At 61.5% G+C, this 17,224-nt stretch carries 16 protein-coding genes and 2 pseudogenes; 9 read left to right on the forward strand and 9 right to left on the reverse strand.

Annotated features, from left to right (window positions below; all coding sequences use genetic code 11):
- The first annotated feature begins 43 nt into the window (after window positions 1-43).
- The 4 genes and pseudogenes from AC0L3N_RS29680 to AC0L3N_RS29695 all read left to right on the forward strand — a co-directional run.
- Complete coding sequence (locus AC0L3N_RS29680) at window positions 44-679, forward strand: potassium channel family protein (RefSeq protein WP_473551105.1); 636 nt, start codon at window positions 44-46, stop codon at window positions 677-679.
- Window positions 651-1,739, forward strand: a complete 1,089-nt coding sequence (gene cax / locus AC0L3N_RS29685; RefSeq protein ID WP_473551079.1) for a calcium/proton exchanger — start codon at window positions 651-653, stop codon at window positions 1,737-1,739. The genes AC0L3N_RS29680 and cax overlap by 29 nt, the downstream gene beginning before the upstream one ends.
- 137 nt (window positions 1,740-1,876) lie before the next feature.
- Window positions 1,877-2,977 (forward strand): AI-2E family transporter YdiK, encoded by a 1,101-nt coding sequence (ydiK, locus tag AC0L3N_RS29690; RefSeq protein ID WP_473551080.1) that lies wholly within the window; start codon window positions 1,877-1,879, stop codon window positions 2,975-2,977.
- Window positions 2,978-3,082: 105 nt separating this feature from the next.
- A pseudogene (locus AC0L3N_RS29695) lies at window positions 3,083-3,265 on the forward strand (TPR end-of-group domain-containing protein); the annotation flags it as partial.
- A 331-nt stretch (window positions 3,266-3,596) separates the two neighbouring features.
- Here the strand turns inward: AC0L3N_RS29695 and AC0L3N_RS29700 are convergent.
- Window positions 3,597-5,147 carry a CYTH and CHAD domain-containing protein gene (locus AC0L3N_RS29700; protein WP_473551082.1) on the reverse strand — a complete coding sequence of 517 codons (1,551 nt, stop codon included), beginning with the start codon at window positions 5,145-5,147 and terminating at the stop codon, window positions 3,597-3,599.
- 83 nt (window positions 5,148-5,230) lie between these two features.
- Between AC0L3N_RS29700 and AC0L3N_RS29705 the strand changes: the two genes are divergently transcribed.
- Both AC0L3N_RS29705 and ppk2 read left to right on the forward strand, forming a co-directional pair.
- On the forward strand, window positions 5,231-6,910 hold the full coding sequence (locus AC0L3N_RS29705; RefSeq protein WP_473551083.1) for a SulP family inorganic anion transporter: 1,680 nt from the start codon (window positions 5,231-5,233) through the stop codon (window positions 6,908-6,910).
- 72 nt (window positions 6,911-6,982) lie between these two features.
- A complete protein-coding gene (gene ppk2, locus AC0L3N_RS29710; protein WP_473551084.1) occupies window positions 6,983-7,816 on the forward strand; it encodes a polyphosphate kinase 2 in 834 nt (277 codons plus the stop codon).
- Window positions 7,817-7,853: 37 nt separating this feature from the next.
- Here ppk2 and AC0L3N_RS29715 read toward each other — a convergent pair whose 3' ends face one another.
- The 7 genes and pseudogenes from AC0L3N_RS29715 to AC0L3N_RS29745 all read right to left on the reverse strand — a co-directional run bounded on the left by AC0L3N_RS29715 (window position 7,854) and on the right by AC0L3N_RS29745 (window position 14,436).
- Window positions 7,854-8,330, reverse strand: coding sequence for a histidine kinase (locus AC0L3N_RS29715; protein ID WP_473551086.1), 477 nt, complete (start codon window positions 8,328-8,330; stop codon window positions 7,854-7,856).
- 275 nt (window positions 8,331-8,605) lie between these two features.
- Window positions 8,606-9,115 carry a BA14K family protein gene (locus tag AC0L3N_RS29720; protein WP_473551087.1) on the reverse strand — a complete coding sequence of 170 codons (510 nt, stop codon included), beginning with the start codon at window positions 9,113-9,115 and terminating at the stop codon, window positions 8,606-8,608.
- Between the two features lie 257 nt (window positions 9,116-9,372).
- A pseudogene (locus tag AC0L3N_RS29725) lies at window positions 9,373-9,613 on the reverse strand (calcium/proton exchanger); the annotation flags it as partial.
- Window positions 9,614-9,870: 257 nt separating this feature from the next.
- Window positions 9,871-10,185, reverse strand: coding sequence for a DUF6665 family protein (locus AC0L3N_RS29730; protein ID WP_473551089.1), 315 nt, complete (start codon window positions 10,183-10,185; stop codon window positions 9,871-9,873).
- A gap of 31 nt (window positions 10,186-10,216) precedes the next feature.
- Complete coding sequence (locus AC0L3N_RS29735; protein ID WP_473551107.1) at window positions 10,217-12,100, reverse strand: ABC transporter ATP-binding protein; 1,884 nt, start codon at window positions 12,098-12,100, stop codon at window positions 10,217-10,219.
- A gap of 25 nt (window positions 12,101-12,125) precedes the next feature.
- Window positions 12,126-14,000: an ABC transporter ATP-binding protein gene (locus AC0L3N_RS29740; protein ID WP_473551108.1), complete on the reverse strand. Its 1,875-nt coding sequence runs from the start codon at window positions 13,998-14,000 to the stop codon at window positions 12,126-12,128.
- Window positions 13,984-14,436: a hypothetical protein gene (locus tag AC0L3N_RS29745; RefSeq protein WP_473551090.1), complete on the reverse strand. Its 453-nt coding sequence runs from the start codon at window positions 14,434-14,436 to the stop codon at window positions 13,984-13,986. Before AC0L3N_RS29745 ends, AC0L3N_RS29740 begins: the two co-directional genes overlap by 17 nt.
- Before the next feature lie 418 nt (window positions 14,437-14,854).
- Between AC0L3N_RS29745 and AC0L3N_RS29750 the strand changes: the two genes are divergently transcribed.
- Complete coding sequence (locus AC0L3N_RS29750; protein ID WP_473551091.1) at window positions 14,855-15,313, forward strand: tRNA (cytidine(34)-2'-O)-methyltransferase; 459 nt, start codon at window positions 14,855-14,857, stop codon at window positions 15,311-15,313.
- A 169-nt stretch (window positions 15,314-15,482) separates the two neighbouring features.
- On the forward strand, window positions 15,483-15,926 hold the full coding sequence (soxR, locus tag AC0L3N_RS29755; RefSeq protein ID WP_473551093.1) for a redox-sensitive transcriptional activator SoxR: 444 nt from the start codon (window positions 15,483-15,485) through the stop codon (window positions 15,924-15,926).
- Here the strand turns inward: soxR and AC0L3N_RS29760 are convergent.
- A complete protein-coding gene (locus AC0L3N_RS29760; RefSeq protein WP_192356034.1) occupies window positions 15,923-16,180 on the reverse strand; it encodes a hypothetical protein in 258 nt (85 codons plus the stop codon). The two genes, soxR and AC0L3N_RS29760, sit on opposite strands and share 4 nt — an antisense overlap.
- A 106-nt stretch (window positions 16,181-16,286) precedes the next feature.
- Between AC0L3N_RS29760 and hemF the strand changes: the two genes are divergently transcribed.
- A complete protein-coding gene (gene hemF / locus AC0L3N_RS29765) occupies window positions 16,287-17,201 on the forward strand; it encodes an oxygen-dependent coproporphyrinogen oxidase (protein ID WP_473551094.1) in 915 nt (304 codons plus the stop codon).
- Window positions 17,202-17,224: the final 23 nt, after the last annotated feature.

Below are 17,224 nucleotides of genomic sequence, written 5' to 3' on the forward strand. Positions count from 1 at the left end.
GGACTGGTTGTCGGGCATCTGCGTATGCGCTTCCCTCTCTTCGGTGGGGCCGGGACTGTACCTCGGGCACTACCTGCTCCGTATGAACCCCATACTGCTCCTGGGAGGAGGACTGGCTGGGGCGCAGACCATGACCGCCGGCATGGCGGCGGTGCAGGACCGCTCGGGTAGTCCGGTTGCCGTCCTTGGCTATACGCCGGCGGTTCCGATCGGCCACATCCTGCTCACAACCTGGGGGACGGTGATCGTGGGCGGATGGCGAACTGAAATCCGACCTGAGAAAGGGACTTCGGTGGCAGTAGGATTACCCGGCAAGCCCCAATCGCGGCAGTTGAGACGCAGCTTCTTTTATGCGCTCGTGCAGCAGCTTCGCGTGGTCTGGCCGATCTTCTCCGGCATCCTTCTCGCCATGGCGGGATGCGGGCTGATCATCGGGCGTATTGAAAATTGGCGCGTCGACGAAGCTCTGTACTTCACCTTCGTGACGGGTCTTACGATCGGCTACGGCGATTTCTCGCCGCAGCACCTTCTGACGCGGTTACTGGCGATAGCAATCGGTTTTGCCGGCATAGTGATGACAGGCCTCGTTGCGGCGGTCGCCGTGCAGGCGCTGAGGGCGGCTGAGCGCAATCTCCTGAATGAGGCTGGAAATGGGCCCCTTGATCAAAGAGATCCGTAGCAACGTCGTTCTCTGGCTTTTGGCGTTTGTTCCGGTGGTATTCGTCGTCCGGCAATTGGAGCCGGAAGCGCACACGCTGCTCTTTGTGCTCTCTGTGCTGGCGATTGTACCGCTGGCCACCTTGCTGAGCGCGGCTACCGAGTCGGTCGCGTCCAAGACGGGCGATACGGTCGGCGGGCTGCTGAATGCCACGTTGGGAAACCTGACGGAACTGGTCATTGCGCTGGCTGCGCTGCAAGCCGGCCAGTACACGTTGGTGAAGGCTTCTATCGCCGGAGCAATCGTCGCCAATACTCTGTTCATGTTGGGCGCCTCGTTCCTGCTAGGCGGTATCAAGTATCATGTGCAGGAGTACAACAGGGTCAGCGCCAGGCTGCAAACCAGCCTGCTGTTCCTCGCTACGATCGCGATGGTGACCCCGTCCATGGTGGCGCAAGTCGATTCCGTTGCCACGTCCGCGTTCACCCAGCAGTTGAGCGTTGGATTGTCGGTGCTGCTCATCGGCGCCTACGCGATGGGCCTGGTCTTCTCACTGAAGACCCATCGAGAACTTTTCAGCGGAACAGCCCATGCGGAAGAAGGCGAAGCGTGGCCGATGGGCCTGGCTCTCGGAACGTTGGCAGCGGTGACAGTGCTTGTTGCTCTGGTAAGCGAAATGTTCGTCGAGTCGGTGCAGGAGGCTGCGGTCGCGTTCGGCATGACCCCCGCCTTCGTGGGTTTCATCGTCGTTGCGTTGGTGGGCGGTTCCGCCGAGATGGCGGCGGCGTTTGCCGGCGCGCGAAGGAACCGGCTGGACCTGAGCGTGGGCATTGCGCTTGGGGCCGCATCACAGATCGCGCTTTTCGTTGCCCCGATGATGGTGCTCCTCAGCTATGTCATCGGCCCTGCTCCGATGGACCTTCTGTTCTGGCCGGGCGCGGTCGTCATGGTGCTTATCGCGACGATAACGGCATTTCTGATGACCAATAACGGACGTTCCGCATGGTTCGTCGGAGTGCTCCTGCTGATGGTCTATCTGATCTTCGCCATGACGATCTACCTTCTACCGCCGCAAATCTAGGCAGGTAGGCGGGCCGTGGTTCCGTCAGGGCGAATACCAGAGGTGAACACCAAGGATGGGCTGACCGGGCGCGCTAGGAGCGGACTTGGAGAACATGACGTGAGAAAGATAGGCGAGCGGCGTTGGGAGGGCAGATAATGGATTCGGACGGTTCGCGTTCCCTCGTCCAACCTCGTCAGGATCTCACCCGCGTCACGCTGGCGGTGCTGTTCATCGGCAGTCTTCTCATCGCCAGCGTCTGGGTGATGCAGCCGTTTCTGCCGGCGATCGTATGGGCCACGACGTTGGTGCTTGCCACCTGGCCGCTCATGCTCTGGTTGCAGCGCCATACCGGCAACCGCCGCGGCCTTGCCGTCCTGATCATGACGCTGACCTTGCTGCTGCTTGTGATCGTGCCCTTCTGGCTGGCGCTCAGCACGGTCATCGCGAACATCGACAAGGTTGGCGACCTGGTCCGGACTATCCTGTCGATGCGACTGCCACCGCCACCCAGCTGGCTGGAGGGAGTGCCCCTGGTTGGAGCACGCGCTGCCGAAGCATGGGAGAAACTGAACTCGGCGGGCGTTCAGGAACTGGTCCAAAGACTGACCCCTTATGCCGGAACGCTGACCTACTGGTTCGCGTCAGCCACCGGAAGTTTGGGTGGCATGTTCATACATTTCCTGCTGACGACCGCGATTGCCGCGATCATGTATTCGGGCGGTGAACGGGCCGCCGCCACCGCAATTCTCTTCGGTCGCCGGCTGGGCGGCGTTCGTGGAGAGACCGCGGTAAGGCTGGCCGGCCAGGCGATCCGAAGTGTGGCCTTAGGCGTAGTGGTTACCGCCGTTGCGCAAAGCGCCGTAGCGGGTATCGGGCTGGCCGTAGCCGGCGTGCCCTATGCCGCCGTGCTCATGGCATTGATCTTCATTTTGTGTCTGATCCAGCTCGGTCCGGTCCTGGTAATGGCTCCGGCAGTGATCTGGATGTATTATTCGGGCGACACGCTTTGGGCGACGGTGTTGCTGGCCTTCACCATCGTCGCCGCGACGATGGACCAATTTATTCGCCCTGTTCTCATCCGCAGAGGCGCCGACTTACCCATGTTGCTTATCCTGGCCGGCGTTATCGGCGGCCTGGTAGCGTTTGGCATACTGGGCATTTTCATCGGCCCGACGGTTCTGGCGGTCGCCTATACGCTCTTCAACACGTGGATAGGCGACGGTGATGATCAAGAACCGCTTGGGGAAACGCGATGAAGCCGGCACGCGTGCGCGCCTTGTGGTGGGCGGCACACCAACGCCAAATCGGCGGCTAGAGCTTGATGTCGTCGCGGCGGGCGGTTCACCCCCGACGACAGTGGTGCTCGCTACAACGCTGCTTGTGTCTATTCGTTGCTGGGGGAGCCCGACCGAGCGATCGACCTTCTGGAGACGTACTTGCAGCAGGTGGGGCCTGACCTAAGGCTGCGGTTCAAGAACGATTCCGATCTTGACCCTATCCGTAGCCATCCCCGCTATCAGAAGCTGCTTGCACTGGCGGGATAGCGAAAGGCGAACTGAAATGCCTCCTTATTGCCGCTTCTCGCTCCGTCTTCCCGAGAAGGCGAACGACGACCTTCCACGGCTTTCATGACCTTCTGCCAGGAAAATGGAAAGGCGAGGTTCACGATTTCGCGTCGAGTCGAGCAATGACGCGATCGCGCCTCATTGCCGCCGTTGCCTGATCTCTTCCGAGAACGTGCCTATTTTAGGCTAGTGCCCGTTATGCCGGGCGGTCAGAGGTACGGTTCGGCATCAAGCTGCGATTGCTGCTCATTGTCGCTTGCCGGTGTTCGGAAAGTTACCACATAGCAGCATCAGGCAACAAACCGGCCCGTCACTTCCAGAAGGCGCGGGTCTCTTCGAGGTTTCGCCACAAGGCCTTTGCGCCGACCCAGCCAAATTCGGCGCGCGCCTGGCTCGCCCCGATCACCCATCCGACGGCACGCTGCGTGTTCGGATCACCAGCGCCGGGCGCTTCCGCTCCCGACAGCATGGTTCTGACGGTCGCCGCATCGTTCAGATCGCCGAAGACCGTCTGAAGTTTCTTCAAGCGTTTCAGGAATGGATCGACACGCTTGGCCGGGTACAAGGGAGAGAAGAACTCGACCGCATAGCGCAATTTTTTTAGCTCCTTCCGCAACTCGTGGCGCTGCTCCACTGTCAGTGTCTCAAGTCCGCGTGCACGCTTGCCAACCTTCTTCCAGCGCTTGCCGAGCGCTTGGCTGGCCAACTCCGCGACCGGCGCCGCCAGCCGTCCGGTCTGGTCGAAATCCTGCGGAACGAGCCAGCCTCGGGTCTCCACGAACCGCGCCAGATCGATCAGGAACGCCTGCACGCGCGCGTCGGGGAGAACCTTGCGAAGGTGATCGCGCAGTCCCCCCGCCTGCCTCGAGAGAGCATCGGCAAGGGGCGGCAGACCCGGTTCATCCGCGTGGGCCTCGGCCTCCCGCCGTACGATATTGTTCGCCACCACATCGATATCCCTGAGACGCCCGACCTCCTGGCCAAGCCAGCGGGCTTCCATGCTGAGCCGCGTCATTTCCGGGCTCTTCAGAACGGAAGCGCAGACAGAGAACGCGCTTCGCAATCGGCGCAGGCCGATCCGCAACTGGTGCGGCCCTTCGGGATCGTCCAGCTCCCGGATCACCACGACATTCGTGGCGACCTGATCGAGGCACTCGCGAAGGACGTCGCGTGCCGCCTGCTCGGCGATCTGAGCCCGATCGAGTGCAACGTCCTCGGCATTGCGGGGCGCGAGCGGCGGATCGATCCATCCCTGTTCGGCGAGCAGATAGCCGCGCGCCGCCTTGGAAAGCCGGGAGAACCTCAAGCCCCCATCGGGAAACAGCGCGTGTGCGATGTCGAACAACCCGCCGGGGCTGCCCTCGATGAGTTCGATCTCCACTTCATGCAACTTGGCCGAGCGCTCGCCGGCGCGGATTTCGCCGACGTCGATTGCCAACTCCGCGCGTGTGCCGTCGTCAAGCGAAAGTTCGCTGGCGGAGCGCCTGATCACGGTCTCGCAGACCGGTTGAAGCGGCGCGCCACTCACGCGATGGACGACCTCCTCTCGGACTGCTGCGTCCGGAATCGCTTCGAGACACAGCCGCCCACCCGGAGCCGGGTTCTCCACCTCGCCAACCTGCGAGAGGCCGCCATGCAGCTCGGCCCTGGTCTTGACAGTCTGTATCCATCGCCGCCCGTCGCGCCGGAGCCTTAACGCGATCCCCGCCTTCTTCAGCGCGTGTTCGGGAGTGTCCAAATAGATGCTTCTGAGCGTTCTCGTTTTTGGGCTGCCGCTGGCCAGCTTCAGCGCCTTCGCGCGCCCCCAAAGCTCGCTCGAGGTCAGTTCGTCGAGGAGAAATTTTAGCTCGATCTCGCTCATGGCCGAGTGTTGTCAGGCCCGGTGCAAGGCTATAGAGTAGCTGAAGCTAATAAAATAGCTATGCCAGCTAAGGATTCAACCCGGTGGGCTTGCGCCTTCCCGTGCTTACGAGCCTTTCCGGTTATCAACCGGGCTGGGTGCGGAGCGATGTCTCTGCCGGGCTTGCAGTTGCCGCGGTTGGGCTTCCCAGTGCTATCGCCTATCCTGCGATAGCGGGCCTGCCGCCTGAGACCGGCATCTACGCGAGCATCGCGCCGCTGGTTGCCTACGCGATCTTTGGCCCCTCGCGTCAGCTCATAGTCGGTCCGGACGCGGCTACGATGACGGTGCTTGCGGCGGTTTTGGTCGCGGTTACCGCGAACGTGCCAGTCGGGCTCGAAGTGGACCGAACTGCGATCGCAGCAATCCTCGCGCTTGGCGTCGGTTTGTTTTGCCTGGCGGCGTGGGTGCTTCGGCTCGGCATTCTTGCAACCTTCCTGTCGCGTCCCATCCTGACGGGGTTCTTCATCGGCATCTCGCTTTCGATCCTGATCGGCCAAATCGGTCGCTTCACCGGAGTCAAGATCGAGGCGGAAGGCCTGCTCGCACCGGTCCTCGAACTTCTGCGCAAGGCCGGATCGATACATTGGCCGTCTCTTCTGCTGGCCTTGGGGATGTTCGGTTTGTTGCAGATCGCGCGGGCCATGCGTTTTCCGGTTCCCGGGCCAGTGCTGGTCGTGGTTCTCTCCGTAGTGCTTTCGGCCGTTTTCGACTTTGAAGGACGCGGCATCGCCGTAGTCGGCGATATTCCGACAGGGTTGCCCTCGTTGTCGTTGCCAGCGATTGCTGACCTTCCGATCCAGACATTGGCCCTCGGCGCCGCGGCGATCTTCCTCGTGAGCTACGGCGCCGGCATCATTACGGCCCGCAGCTTTGGGGCAATAGGCGGCTACCCGGTCGATCCAAACCGCGAACTCATCGGATTTGGCGCTGCGAACATAGGGGCGGGCCTTTTCGGCGCCTTCCCGGTGACGGCCTCCGACTCGCGCACGGCGGTCAACCTTACCGTTGGCGGACGCTCGCAGGTGACGAGCATCGTGGCTGCCGCGACCCTGATCGCGACACTGCTGTTTCTCGGTCCGACCCTAAGGATTATCCCGATCCCTGCGCTCGGGGCGATTCTTGCGGCTACTGCAATCAGCCTGATAGATCTCGCCGCCCTTAGGCAGATTTGGCGCATCAGCCGCATGGAGTTCGTCTTCGCCCTCATTGCGATGTGGGGTCCGATCGGTCTGGGCGTCCTTAACGGGGTTGTCATCGCGATCGGCGCGACGCTGGTCTATGTTTTGCGCAAGCTGATGTTTCCCCGCGACGCTATGCTCGGCCGTGTTCCAGGCCATGACGGTTTCTACAAACTGCATCGAACGCCCGAGGCCCGTCAGGTACCCGGCCTCGCCGTATGCCTCATTCAAGGCAGCCTGCTGTTCTTCAACACCGACTACGTCGCATCGCGGCTGCGGTCCATTGCCGAGGAATTGCCGGCCGACACACGCTGGCTGCTGATTGATGCAAGTGCAATTTCCCAGATCGACAGCTCGGCAGCGGCAATGCTGGAGGAGCTATGTGACGAATTGCGCAATCGCGGGATCAGGCTTGGCGTAGCGGAGCTTCACGCCGAAGCGCGCGATATCCTTGTTCGCGCCGGCGTGATCGAGCGCATTGGCTCCGACATGGTCTTCGACATTCCCGAAGAGGCGTATCATGCGTTCGAGGCCCAAGCGTGACAGTTCAGGGACTCTCCTGCTGTCACCCAACTGTCATTTTAATGGCTGCGTGCCAGTGGAGTGGAGGAAGACATGAGTAAGAAGAATAGAGACAGGGCGGCGGCTACGATATCCGAACCGGCGGAGGAAGCGAAATCGGGAGGAAAAAAATATGCGAAGGAACTCGCCCGGTTGCAGGTCGAGCTTTCCCACCTTCAGGCCTGGGTAAAGAAGTCTGGTGCCCGCATCTTGATCATTTTCGAGGGCCGTGACGCCGCCGGGAAAGGCGGCGTGATCAAGCGCATCACCGAGCGCGTCAGCCCACGAGTGTTCCGCGTCGTCGCCCTGCCGGCTCCGACCGATCGGGAGAAGACCCAGATCTACATTCAGCGTTACGTCCAGCACCTGCCCGCCGGAGGCGAGATCGTGATATTCGACCGCTCCTGGTACAACCGTCCTGGCGTTGAACGCGTCATGGGCTTCTGTAGCGAGAAGCAGGTGCGGCGCTTTCTCGAACAGGCGCCAGGTTTTGAAGCCACCCTTGTCGAAAGCGGCATAACGTTGCTCAAATACTTCCTCGATGTGAGTGAGGAAGAACAGGAGCGGCGTTTCCGACAGCGGGCCGACGACCCCGTTCGACAGTGGAAACTGAGCCCGATGGATGTCGAATCGTACAACCGCTGGTGGGATTACACCCGCGCTTACGACGAGATGATCCGTGCAACAGACACAAGGCATGCGCCCTGGTGGATTGTGCCGTCAAACGACAAGAAGCGCGCGCGCATCAACTGCATTTCGCACATTCTGAGCTCCATCCCCTATGAGCGCGTCGAGTTCGAAAAACCTAACTTCAGCAAACGCCAGAAGCGGCCCGACAACTTCGTGGACGATGCAACTCCGCGCAACGTGGTGCCGGACGTGCTTTGACCCAGCTATACACGCAGTTCAGAACCATTACCGGTTCCTATTTGGTTTCGGGCTCCCAATTTAAGAAGAAGCCGACGTCGCCAGGGATTCCGCCGGGGAAGTTAATAATCATGGCCTTGAGTTTGTAACCTTGCGGCTTCGCATTCTTAACATAACGTTCGTACAACTGCTTGGCCTTACCCTGTAGCGTTTCAGTCCATTGCGGATCAGCACTGTTGATAGCCCGGCCGCTGTCGGTGCAAAGGTCCGACGGAAAGCTGTATACTAGTGCTTCGTACTTGCCATTCTTGACGGCATTCATCACGAGGCGGCGAACCATTGCAAGTTCATCATCACTCACTTGGTCCTTTAGGAAGCTGCTTGTGAACTTCGTGAGTTCCTCATTCTGCCGCGCTCGCAGCTTTTCTTCCTTGTCTGCCTCCGCCATCTGCTCCTCTAGGAGAGCCATTCGCAGTTGCTCAGCGCTCGGCGGCGCCGCATTTATGTCTAAAGCTGTGTCTTTGATGTTGGCCATTTTCTCCTCCACTCGAAACCGTTCGAGAATAGAACACAGAGGCAGATCGACGTCTTGCCAATCTCGTTCGTTGGGCTCAATTCATGCCCACCCAACCGCAAGACGTAAATCAGCAGGGTAGTCGACTGAGGCAGGCTGCCAGCCGCACGTTGAAGGGATCGGCCGCCGCGGCAAGAAGTCTTGTCTTCGCAGTCCAGCTACCATTCCATGATGCCATGTGGGCACATCAAGGTCAAATTCGCGATAGGCGGTAGAATGTATCGCGACAGGCCGCGCTAGTAGCAATTACCGGAATCGGCTTCCCGGGGCGAGCATGGGCGATAGGACCTGTTTGAGTGATACCCATTGCCATAATACCGGTCGCCATAATACCGGTTGCGGTAATACCGGTCGCGGTAATACGGTTCGCCATAATAGGATCCGCCATAATAGGATCCGCCATAATAAGGTCTGCCGTAATAGGGTCCGCCGTAATACGGATCGCCGTAGAAGCCGCTTCGGTAATACCCGCCGTAGTAGCCGTTGTTGTTGGCGATCATGCTGCCGAGCAGCGCTCCAGCGACAAATGCGCCGGCGGGGAACCAAAAGTCGTTGTGCCTATGGTATCCCGGACGATAGTGGCGGTAGCCGCGATAACCCCTGTACCAGCCATCTCGAATTTGGATGACATCGGACTGCGCGCTTTGTGCCCTGGGCACGAAGATCGGTGCGGCATCAACTGGAACAGTGCTCGTAAGTGCAAAAGTGGCGACCAGGGAGGTCGCTATGCCTGACGGGAACCTCATGATCGCGTCCTCGCTGGTGGCAATGTTTGCCGTATGCGAAACGTCGTCACTAACTGGAAGAAACGTCGTCGATCCAAATTTTGTTCCCGAGACCGGCAAATTGTCTCAAGCCGCTCCGAACCTTTGACGGTCAGACAGGCCGCCGTCCCCAGAGCTACGGGCGCCGGCAACATCGATTCGCCTGCGTCCGGATGGGGATCCCCGCCGCCGAAAAACTCCCGATGCGTTTTAAGCGAGAATACCAGACCCAGTGAGTAGATGATCAGTTCGGTGAGGTTGCCCAGCGTCGCATTGAGAAGGCCGCCCACCCGTATCGCCCGTCTTGGTCGCCACCGACTCGGTGGCGTAGCTCAGCAGCGCGGCCAGCGGCACGATCGCCAGCACGGAAAGCACAAAAAGTAGCGTGTGTGCTTCGGGCTCGAGTGCTTGGGCGACGAACACCGCAGGCACAAAGGCCAACAACCAGAGAACGGGATTGTCACGGATTTCTTTGTGCAAGGGGGGCCATGGATACGATCAGCGAAATACTGCTTGTCTTAGAACGAGCGCTGGCTGGTCCATGGCTTCAACCCCGCTAGCAGGCTTCCGAGCCATCAGTGCTGGTTGCCAAAAATGTCAGCCATCAGGCAGCGAAATGGGCTGATGAAGGGCGGCTTCGGGTCAACTTATTCCGTAGCGCGAGCGAATCTGGACGACTGGAACGGGTCGAAATCGGTATCTCGTCTTCGGTACCATCGGATTTTCAACACTCTTGTCTATTTCGCGCCGAGCCTGGCCAGCACGGCCTTGGGGATGTTGTATTCCCGGATGACCGCGTCGTGCTTGCGCAAGCCGCACAATTCGCGCTGGATGAAATAGCCGTGGACGGCCTCCGCCGCGTCCTTGAGCAGCCGGGCACGATGTTCGCCATTGTCGCCATGTTCACGCAACTTCGCCAGCGTTTCATCTACGCGCCGGCCGGCGCGGCCGAGCGCCGCCGCCTTTTCGCCGAGGATTTCATGGCCGAGCAGGTCGAGCGCGCGCTCCCGCGCTCCCGACCGTCCGAAATTCGATGGCATTCGCACCGACATGATCCACTCCGGTTTTTGCTGAAATCTGGCCCTACTCCGCCGGCCGCGTCTCCTCCAGCACGCTCTCCTCGTTGAACAGGAAGCCGCCGGACTGCCGCTTCCACAGCCGCCCATAGAGCCCGTCGAGCGCCACCAGTTCGTCATGCGTGCCTTGTTCGACGATCCGGCCGCCGTCGAGCACCACCAGGCGATCGAGTGCCGCGATGGTCGACAGCCGGTGCGCGATGGCGATGACCGTCTTGTTCTCCATCAGCCTCGCCAGGTTTTCCTGGATGGCCGCCTCGATGTCGGAATCGAGCGCCGACGTCGCCTCGTCGAGTATCAGGATCGGCGCGTCCTTGAGGAAGACGCGGGCGATCGCCACGCGCTGGCGCTGGCCGCCAGACAATTTCACGCCGCGCTCGCCGACAAAGGCCTCGTAGCCCTGGCGATCACGATTGTCGCGCAAGTCGAGGATGAAGTCGTGCGCCTCGGCCTTCTTCGCGGCCGCGACCACCTCGGCGTCGGTCGCGTCCGGCATGCCGAGCTTGATGTTGTCGCGCAAGGAACGGTGGAAAAGCGCGGTATCCTGGCTGACGACGCCGATATTGGCGCGCAGCGAATCCTGCGTCACCTCTGAAACATCCTGGCCGTCGATGATGATCTTGCCGGCCTCGAGGTCGTAGAGGCGCAGGATCAGATTGGCCAGCGTCGTCTTGCCGGCCCCTGACGGACCGACCAGTCCGACCTTCTCGCCCGGCCGCACGACGAGGTCGATGCCGTTGAGCACGCCGAAGCCCTTGCCATAATGGAACTCGACCTGCTTCACGTCGATGCGGCCGCCGGCGACGACAAGCTCCCTGGCATCAGGTGCGTCGATCAGGCCGAGCGGCTGCGAGATCAGCGCCTTGGAGTTTTCCAGCACGCCGAGATTCCGCAGGATGCCATTGAGCTGCATCATCAGCCGGCCGAGCAGCATGTTGAGTCGCAACACCAGCGACAATGTGAAGGCGACGGCGCCGACTGTGATCGAGCCTTCGACCCAGAGATAGACGGCAAAACAGGCGATCGCGGTGATCATGATCCCCGACAGCGTCGTCAGCGCCATGCGCACGCCGGTCAGCCTGCGGGTGAACGGGCGCAGCGCGTCGAGATAGATATCGAAACCGCTCCTGATGTAGCGATCGTCGCCGTCGGCGGAAAACAGCTTCAGCGTCTGCACGTTCGAATAGGAATCGACGATGCGGCCGGTGATCATCGAACCGGCCTCGGCGGTTGCCTCGGCATGCTTGCGTATCGCCGGCAGATAGCGGTTGGCCAGCCAGCCGAAGGCGGTGATCCAGATCACCACCAGCACCGCCAGCCGCAAATCGAGGCCGGCGACCAGCACCAGCGTCGTCACCGTGTAGACGACCATGAACCAGACGACCGCGATGAAGCTTTCCATCAAATCGCCGGTCGCCTGCCCCGCCTGCCAGACCTTGGTCGCGATGCGCCCGGCGAAATCGTTCTGGAAGAAGGCGTAGGACTGGCGCGAGACATGGCGATGCGCCTGCCAGCGCACCAGATTGTAGAAGCCGGGGGTGATGGTCTGCTCGTCGACCAGCGCCGCCAGGCCGACGACGATGGTGCGGACGACCAGCACCACGGCGGCCATGAAGACAAGTTCGGGACCGGCGGCAGTCCACAGCGCATCCCAGCTGCGCTCGCCGGGGAGCTGGTCGAGAATGTCGACCAGCCTCCCGACGAAGTAGAACAGTCCAGCCTCGACCAGCGGCGCAATACCGCCGATGACCAGCATGGCGAAGAAGGCGACCTTCGCCTGGCCGACATAGTGCCAGAGGAATCCCCTGACGCTGACCGGTGGCCGAAGCCCCGCGGGCTCCCTGAACGGATAGACCCAGTTCTCGAACCAGCGATAGACGGCAATCATCATTCTGCTGCCATCATTCTGCTGCCCATCATTCTGCTGCTTGACCCTTGACGATGGCATCGTTGGCGGCGGCACCGTCGTCGAGCAGGAAACCGCCCGATTGGCGCTGCCAAAGCTGCGCATAGAGCCCGCCGCCGGCGACGAGTTGCTCATGCGAACCTTCCTCGATGATGCGGCCCTTGTCCATGACGACGAGCCGGTCCATCGCCGCGATGGTCGAGAGCCGGTGCGCGATGGCGATGACGGTCTTGCCTTGCATGAGCTTGTAGAGGTTCTCCTGGATGGCGGCCTCGGCCTCGGAATCAAGCGCAGACGTCGCTTCGTCGAGAATGAGGATCGGCGCGTCCTTCAGCATAACGCGGGCAATGGCAATGCGTTGCCGCTGGCCACCGGACAATTTGACGCCGCGATCGCCTACATGCGCATCGAAACCCGTGCGGCCACTGGCGTCCGAAAGGCTTGATATGAAATCAAGTGCCTCGGCGCGGCGTGCGGCCTCGACCAGCATCTCGTTGCTGGCGTCCGGCCGGCCATAAAGGATGTTCTCGCGCACCGAACGATGCAGCAGCGAGGTGTCCTGCGTGACCATGGCGATCTGGGCGCGCAGCGAATCTTGCGTCACCGCCGCGATTTCCTGGCCATCGATCAGGATCTTGCCGTTTTCAAGGTCGTAGAAGCGCAACAGAAGGTTGACCAGCGTCGACTTGCCGGCCCCCGAACGGCCAACGATGCCGACCTTTTCGCCCGGCTTCACCGTCAGCGACAGGCTTTCGATCACGCCCTTCTGCTTGCCGTAGTGGAAGCGGATGTCCTCGAAACGGATCTCGCCCTTGGTCACGACAATGTCCTTGGCGCCAGGCCTGTCTTCGACGACGCGCGGCAGCGAGATCGAGCTGATGCCGTCCTGCACCGTGCCGATATTCTCGAACAGGGTGGACATCTCCCACATGATCCATTGCGACATGCCCCACAGCCGAAGAACGAGGCCGATGACCAGGGCAACGGCGCCGATCGTCACCGCCTGGCCGAGCCACAGCCACAGCGAGATCGCGGTGACCGAAAACAACAGCAGCGAGTTCAGGATGTAGAGCAGGCCATAGAGCTGCGTCACCAGCCGCATCGACCGATAGACCGTATCGAGAAAGCCGGCCATGCCTTCCCGGGCGAAGGACGCCTCGCGCCGCGCATGCGAGAACAGCTTGACAGTCTGGATGTTGGAGTAGCTGTCGACGACGCGGCCGGTCATGGTCGAGCGCGCGTTGGCCTGCTCCTCGCCGACCTTGCCCAGTCGCGGGATGAAATAGCGCAGGAGCAAGATATAGCCGGCAAGCCAGACGGCAAGCGGCGCCGCCAGCCGCCAGTCGGCCGAGCCGACGATAAACAGCATGCCGAGGAAATAGACCACGACATAGTTGAGCACGTCGATGAGCTTGATGACGCATTCACGCACGGCGAGCGCCGTCTGCATCAGCTTGGTCGCGATGCGCCCGGCGAACTCGTCCTGATAGAAGCTCATCGACTGCTTGAGCAGGTAGCGATGCACCTGCCAGCGGATACGCATCGGATAGTTGCCCATCAGCGTCTGCTGGTTGAGGAGCGCACGGAACCAGACCGTCGCCGGCAGGGCGAACACCACGATGAAAGCCATGCCGGCGAGTTTCCAGCCCTCGGTCTGCAGGAATGTCTCGCGATTCTGCGCCGACAGCCAGTCGACGATCCGGCCCATGAAGCCGAACATCCACACCTCGGCAAGGGCGATAGCCGTCACCAGCATCGCGTCGACAGCGATGTAGGGCCAGGCGCCACGCGTATAGTGCACGCAGAAGGCGATCAGCGTCTTCGGCGGCTCGACCGGCTCCTCGGCAGGGAACGGATCGAGCCTTGTTTCAAACCAGCGGAACATTGTCTTGGTACTCATGTGCTTGTTTTCGCTCACGCGGCGCGGAGCGCGTGGCATCCTTGGAGCGCGTAGAGTCAAAGACCGGCGTGCCGGAATCACCGGGGCCGCCGGTCCTGCTTCGCGCAATATAGGATGTCGCCGGCTTTTCGCCGACAGGCTCGTTTGACGATCCTGACAGCGCTGTGTCGACGACCCGGAGTGTCGCGACGGTCTCTGCGCCAGGCCGGATCAGCCTGATAATCCGGCGCACCAGCGACGGCCGGCTGCGGTCGGGAACGGCGCGCGAGAAATCGACGTCCGGCAGCATGCCGCGATGCGGGCGCCGGCGGGTCTCGGCGTGAGCCGCCGACGAATAGGTTTCGCCGATCAAAAGCGCCCATGTCGCCATCCTGCGCTCGTGCAGGTTTCTTGAGCCGGGAATCTTGCAGGGATCGAACATCGGTCCGTCCTCCATGTGAAAATACGGAAAAAAGTCAGGCCTGTTCGCGGGCGAATGGCCGGCGAAAGGCGGGGATTGAACAGCGGCGTGTTCAGGTGGGGCGTTCAGCCCCTTCGACAGCTTGAAAAACATCGCAGGATTCCTTCGAAGGCCGAAAAAAGGGTTTCGGCTAAGAATCGGTGCGATCGAAGTCTAAAAAGTCAGGAGAATCGTCGTACCGAAACCGCCGGCAGGCTGGTAAGCCCACATGAGGGGCGCTGGATGTGCATGATCATCATGAATTACCCCCCCATCGGTTCGGGTTGACAATGCCCGGCGTATAGCCGACTTCGCAGAAAATGACCACCCGCCAGTCCAGCAATTTCCAAAACCGCGAACCTGCTGTGGCCGATCTGCCACTTATTAGCAGGATGCGGAAATGAACAACCGTCTCCGCATCGCGCTCTACCAGCCGGATATCGCCGGCAACACCGGGACAATCCTGCGCTTCGCGGCTTGCCTCGGTCTCGTCGTCGACATCATCGAACCGGCCGGCTTCCCGCTCTCCGACCGTGCGCTGAAACGGGCCGGCATGGATTATCTCGAAATAGCGGCGCTGACCCGGCATGTCGACTGGCACGCCTTCGAGAACTGGCGCAGAGCCGAAGCGCGGCGGCTGGTGCTGCTGTCGACCAGGGCTGCGACCGCCTATACGGATTTCGTCTTCGCCGACGCCGACATTCTTTTGTTCGGCCGTGAATCCGCAGGCGTGCCGGATCCTGTCCACGAGGCGGCGGATGCGCGACTGATCATCCCGATGCAGTCGGGCACGCGCAGCATCAACGTCGCGCTTTCCGTCGCCATGGTGGCCGGCGAGGCGATCCGGCAGCTCGGATAGCATTCGCAGACCGTCAGTGGGCGCAGCGAACACGGCCGCTTTCTGGCCAATGACCGCACCCTCTCTTGTCATTCTCACCCAGGCGCACATCGCCTTCTCCTGCGGTTTGCATGTCAAGGGTTTCTTCGTTACAAGCTCAACTTAACTTGAGGTCAAGCGGAAAATTCGAATGGCGGTGACGGAACTGACGGTCGGCCAGGTGGCCACGCGGAGCGGGGTGGCGGTATCGGCGCTGCATTTCTACGAGGCGCGCGGACTGATCCGCAGCCACCGCACATCAGGCATTCAGCGACGCTACGGCCGCGACGTGCTGCGACGTGTGGCGATCATCAGGATCGCGCAGGAGGTCGGCATCTCGCTGGCCGAGATAGGTGCCGCACTGGAATCGCTGCCTGACGGCCGCACGCCGACGCGCGAGGACTGGAACCTGCTTTCAACGGCCTGGCGCGACCAGCTCGATCGCAAGATTGCCCAGCTGAAGAAGCTGCGCGACGGGCTGACCGACTGCATCGGCTGCGGCTGCATGTCGATCGACAAATGCCCGCTGCGGAACAAGGAAGACCGATTGAGCGCCCAAGGCCCGGGCGCAAGGCGGCTGTTGGTCGCTCGCTAATCCGCCGCGGGCAATCGCCTGATCGTGAATTCGATGACGTCGCCCGGCCGCTCGAACCAGCTTTCGATCTCGGTCCAGTAGGCCTGCTTGGGAAAGCGTTCGAACCACTCCTTCGCCTTGAGCCGCGCATCGGAACGCGGCAGGACGAAGGTCTCGCGCAGGAACCCGTCGCGCGGCATGCGCGCGCGCTCGGCGCGCGAACGGTCGAGCCTCTTCTTCAGGCCATCCAGCGGCGGTCTTGCCGGGGTGCGCACGAAAGAACTCCATTCACACTTGACCCTTGCACCTAAGAGATTAGGGATCGCGGCCAGAAAAGACGAGTCATTTGTCGGGGTACGCGCCCCACAACCGGAGACAGCATTGCAACGATCCGAAATAGCGGCGGGGCTGCCGGCCGACATCGAACAGAAGAAGAGGAAGGCGCGGCTGTGGTTCGAGACGTTGCGCGAGCGCATCTGCGCCGCCTTCGAGCAGATCGAGCAGGACCTGCAGGGGCCGCAGGCTTCATGGTCGCCCGGCCGCTTCGAAAAGACGCCGTGGGAGCGCGACGCCGGCAAGGGCGGCGGCGGCACCATGTCGATGATGCGTGGCCGCGTCTTCGAGAAGGTCGGCGTCCACACCTCCACCGTCTATGGCGAGTTCTCGCCGGAATTCAGGAAGCAGATGCCGGGCGCCGAGGAAGACCCGCGCTTCTGGGCGAGCGGCATTTCGCTGATTGCTCATCCGTGGAACCCCAACGTGCCGGCCGTGCACATGAACACGCGCATGGTCGTCACCTCGCGCCAGTGGTTCGGCGGCGGCGCCGACCTGACGCCGGTGCTCGATCGTCGCCGCACCCAGGATGACCCGGACACGATTGCCTTCCACCGGGCCATGCGATTCGCCTGCGAGAAGAACGCCGGCGTCGCCGACCACGCGAAATTCAAGGCCTGGTGCGATGAGTATTTCTATCTGCCGCACCGCGACGAACCGCGCGGCACCGGCGGCATCTTCTTCGATTGGCTGCATTCGGGTGAGGACAAAGGCGGCTGGAACGCCGATTTCAACTTCGTCCAGGATGTCGGGCGATCTTTTCTCGTCGTCTACGGACATCTCGTGCGGGCCAATTTCAACGACAACTGGACCGACGGCGACCGTGAAGAACAGCTCATTCGCCGCGGCCGCTATGTCGAATTCAACTTGCTTCACGATCGCGGCACCATCTTCGGACTGAAGACCGGCGGCAACGTCGCCTCGATCCTGTCCAGCCTGCCGCCGGAAGTGAAATGGCCGTAAAATCTCGGTGAGTCGGACGTGAG

The organism is Mesorhizobium sp. WSM4807 (genome assembly GCF_055811615.1).

Bases quoted from the DNA above. Each gene is read 5' to 3' on its own strand.
- cax (WP_473551079.1), top strand. From the start codon at position 651: ATGGGCCCCTTGATCAAAGAGATCCGTAGCAACGTCGTTCTCTGGCTT.
- ydiK (WP_473551080.1), top strand. From the start codon at position 1,877: ATGGATTCGGACGGTTCGCGTTCCCTCGTCCAACCTCGTCAGGATCTC.
- AC0L3N_RS29700 (WP_473551082.1), bottom strand. From the start codon at position 5,147: ATGAGCGAGATCGAGCTAAAATTTCTCCTCGACGAACTGACCTCGAGC.
- ppk2 (WP_473551084.1), top strand. From the start codon at position 6,983: ATGAGTAAGAAGAATAGAGACAGGGCGGCGGCTACGATATCCGAACCG.
- AC0L3N_RS29715 (WP_473551086.1), bottom strand. From the start codon at position 8,330: ATGGCCAACATCAAAGACACAGCTTTAGACATAAATGCGGCGCCGCCG.
- AC0L3N_RS29720 (WP_473551087.1), bottom strand. From the start codon at position 9,115: ATGAGGTTCCCGTCAGGCATAGCGACCTCCCTGGTCGCCACTTTTGCA.
- AC0L3N_RS29730 (WP_473551089.1), bottom strand. From the start codon at position 10,185: ATGTCGGTGCGAATGCCATCGAATTTCGGACGGTCGGGAGCGCGGGAG.
- AC0L3N_RS29735 (WP_473551107.1), bottom strand. From the start codon at position 12,100: ATGATGATTGCCGTCTATCGCTGGTTCGAGAACTGGGTCTATCCGTTC.
- AC0L3N_RS29740 (WP_473551108.1), bottom strand. From the start codon at position 14,000: ATGTTCCGCTGGTTTGAAACAAGGCTCGATCCGTTCCCTGCCGAGGAG.
- AC0L3N_RS29745 (WP_473551090.1), bottom strand. From the start codon at position 14,436: ATGTTCGATCCCTGCAAGATTCCCGGCTCAAGAAACCTGCACGAGCGC.
- AC0L3N_RS29750 (WP_473551091.1), top strand. From the start codon at position 14,855: ATGAACAACCGTCTCCGCATCGCGCTCTACCAGCCGGATATCGCCGGC.
- soxR (WP_473551093.1), top strand. From the start codon at position 15,483: ATGGCGGTGACGGAACTGACGGTCGGCCAGGTGGCCACGCGGAGCGGG.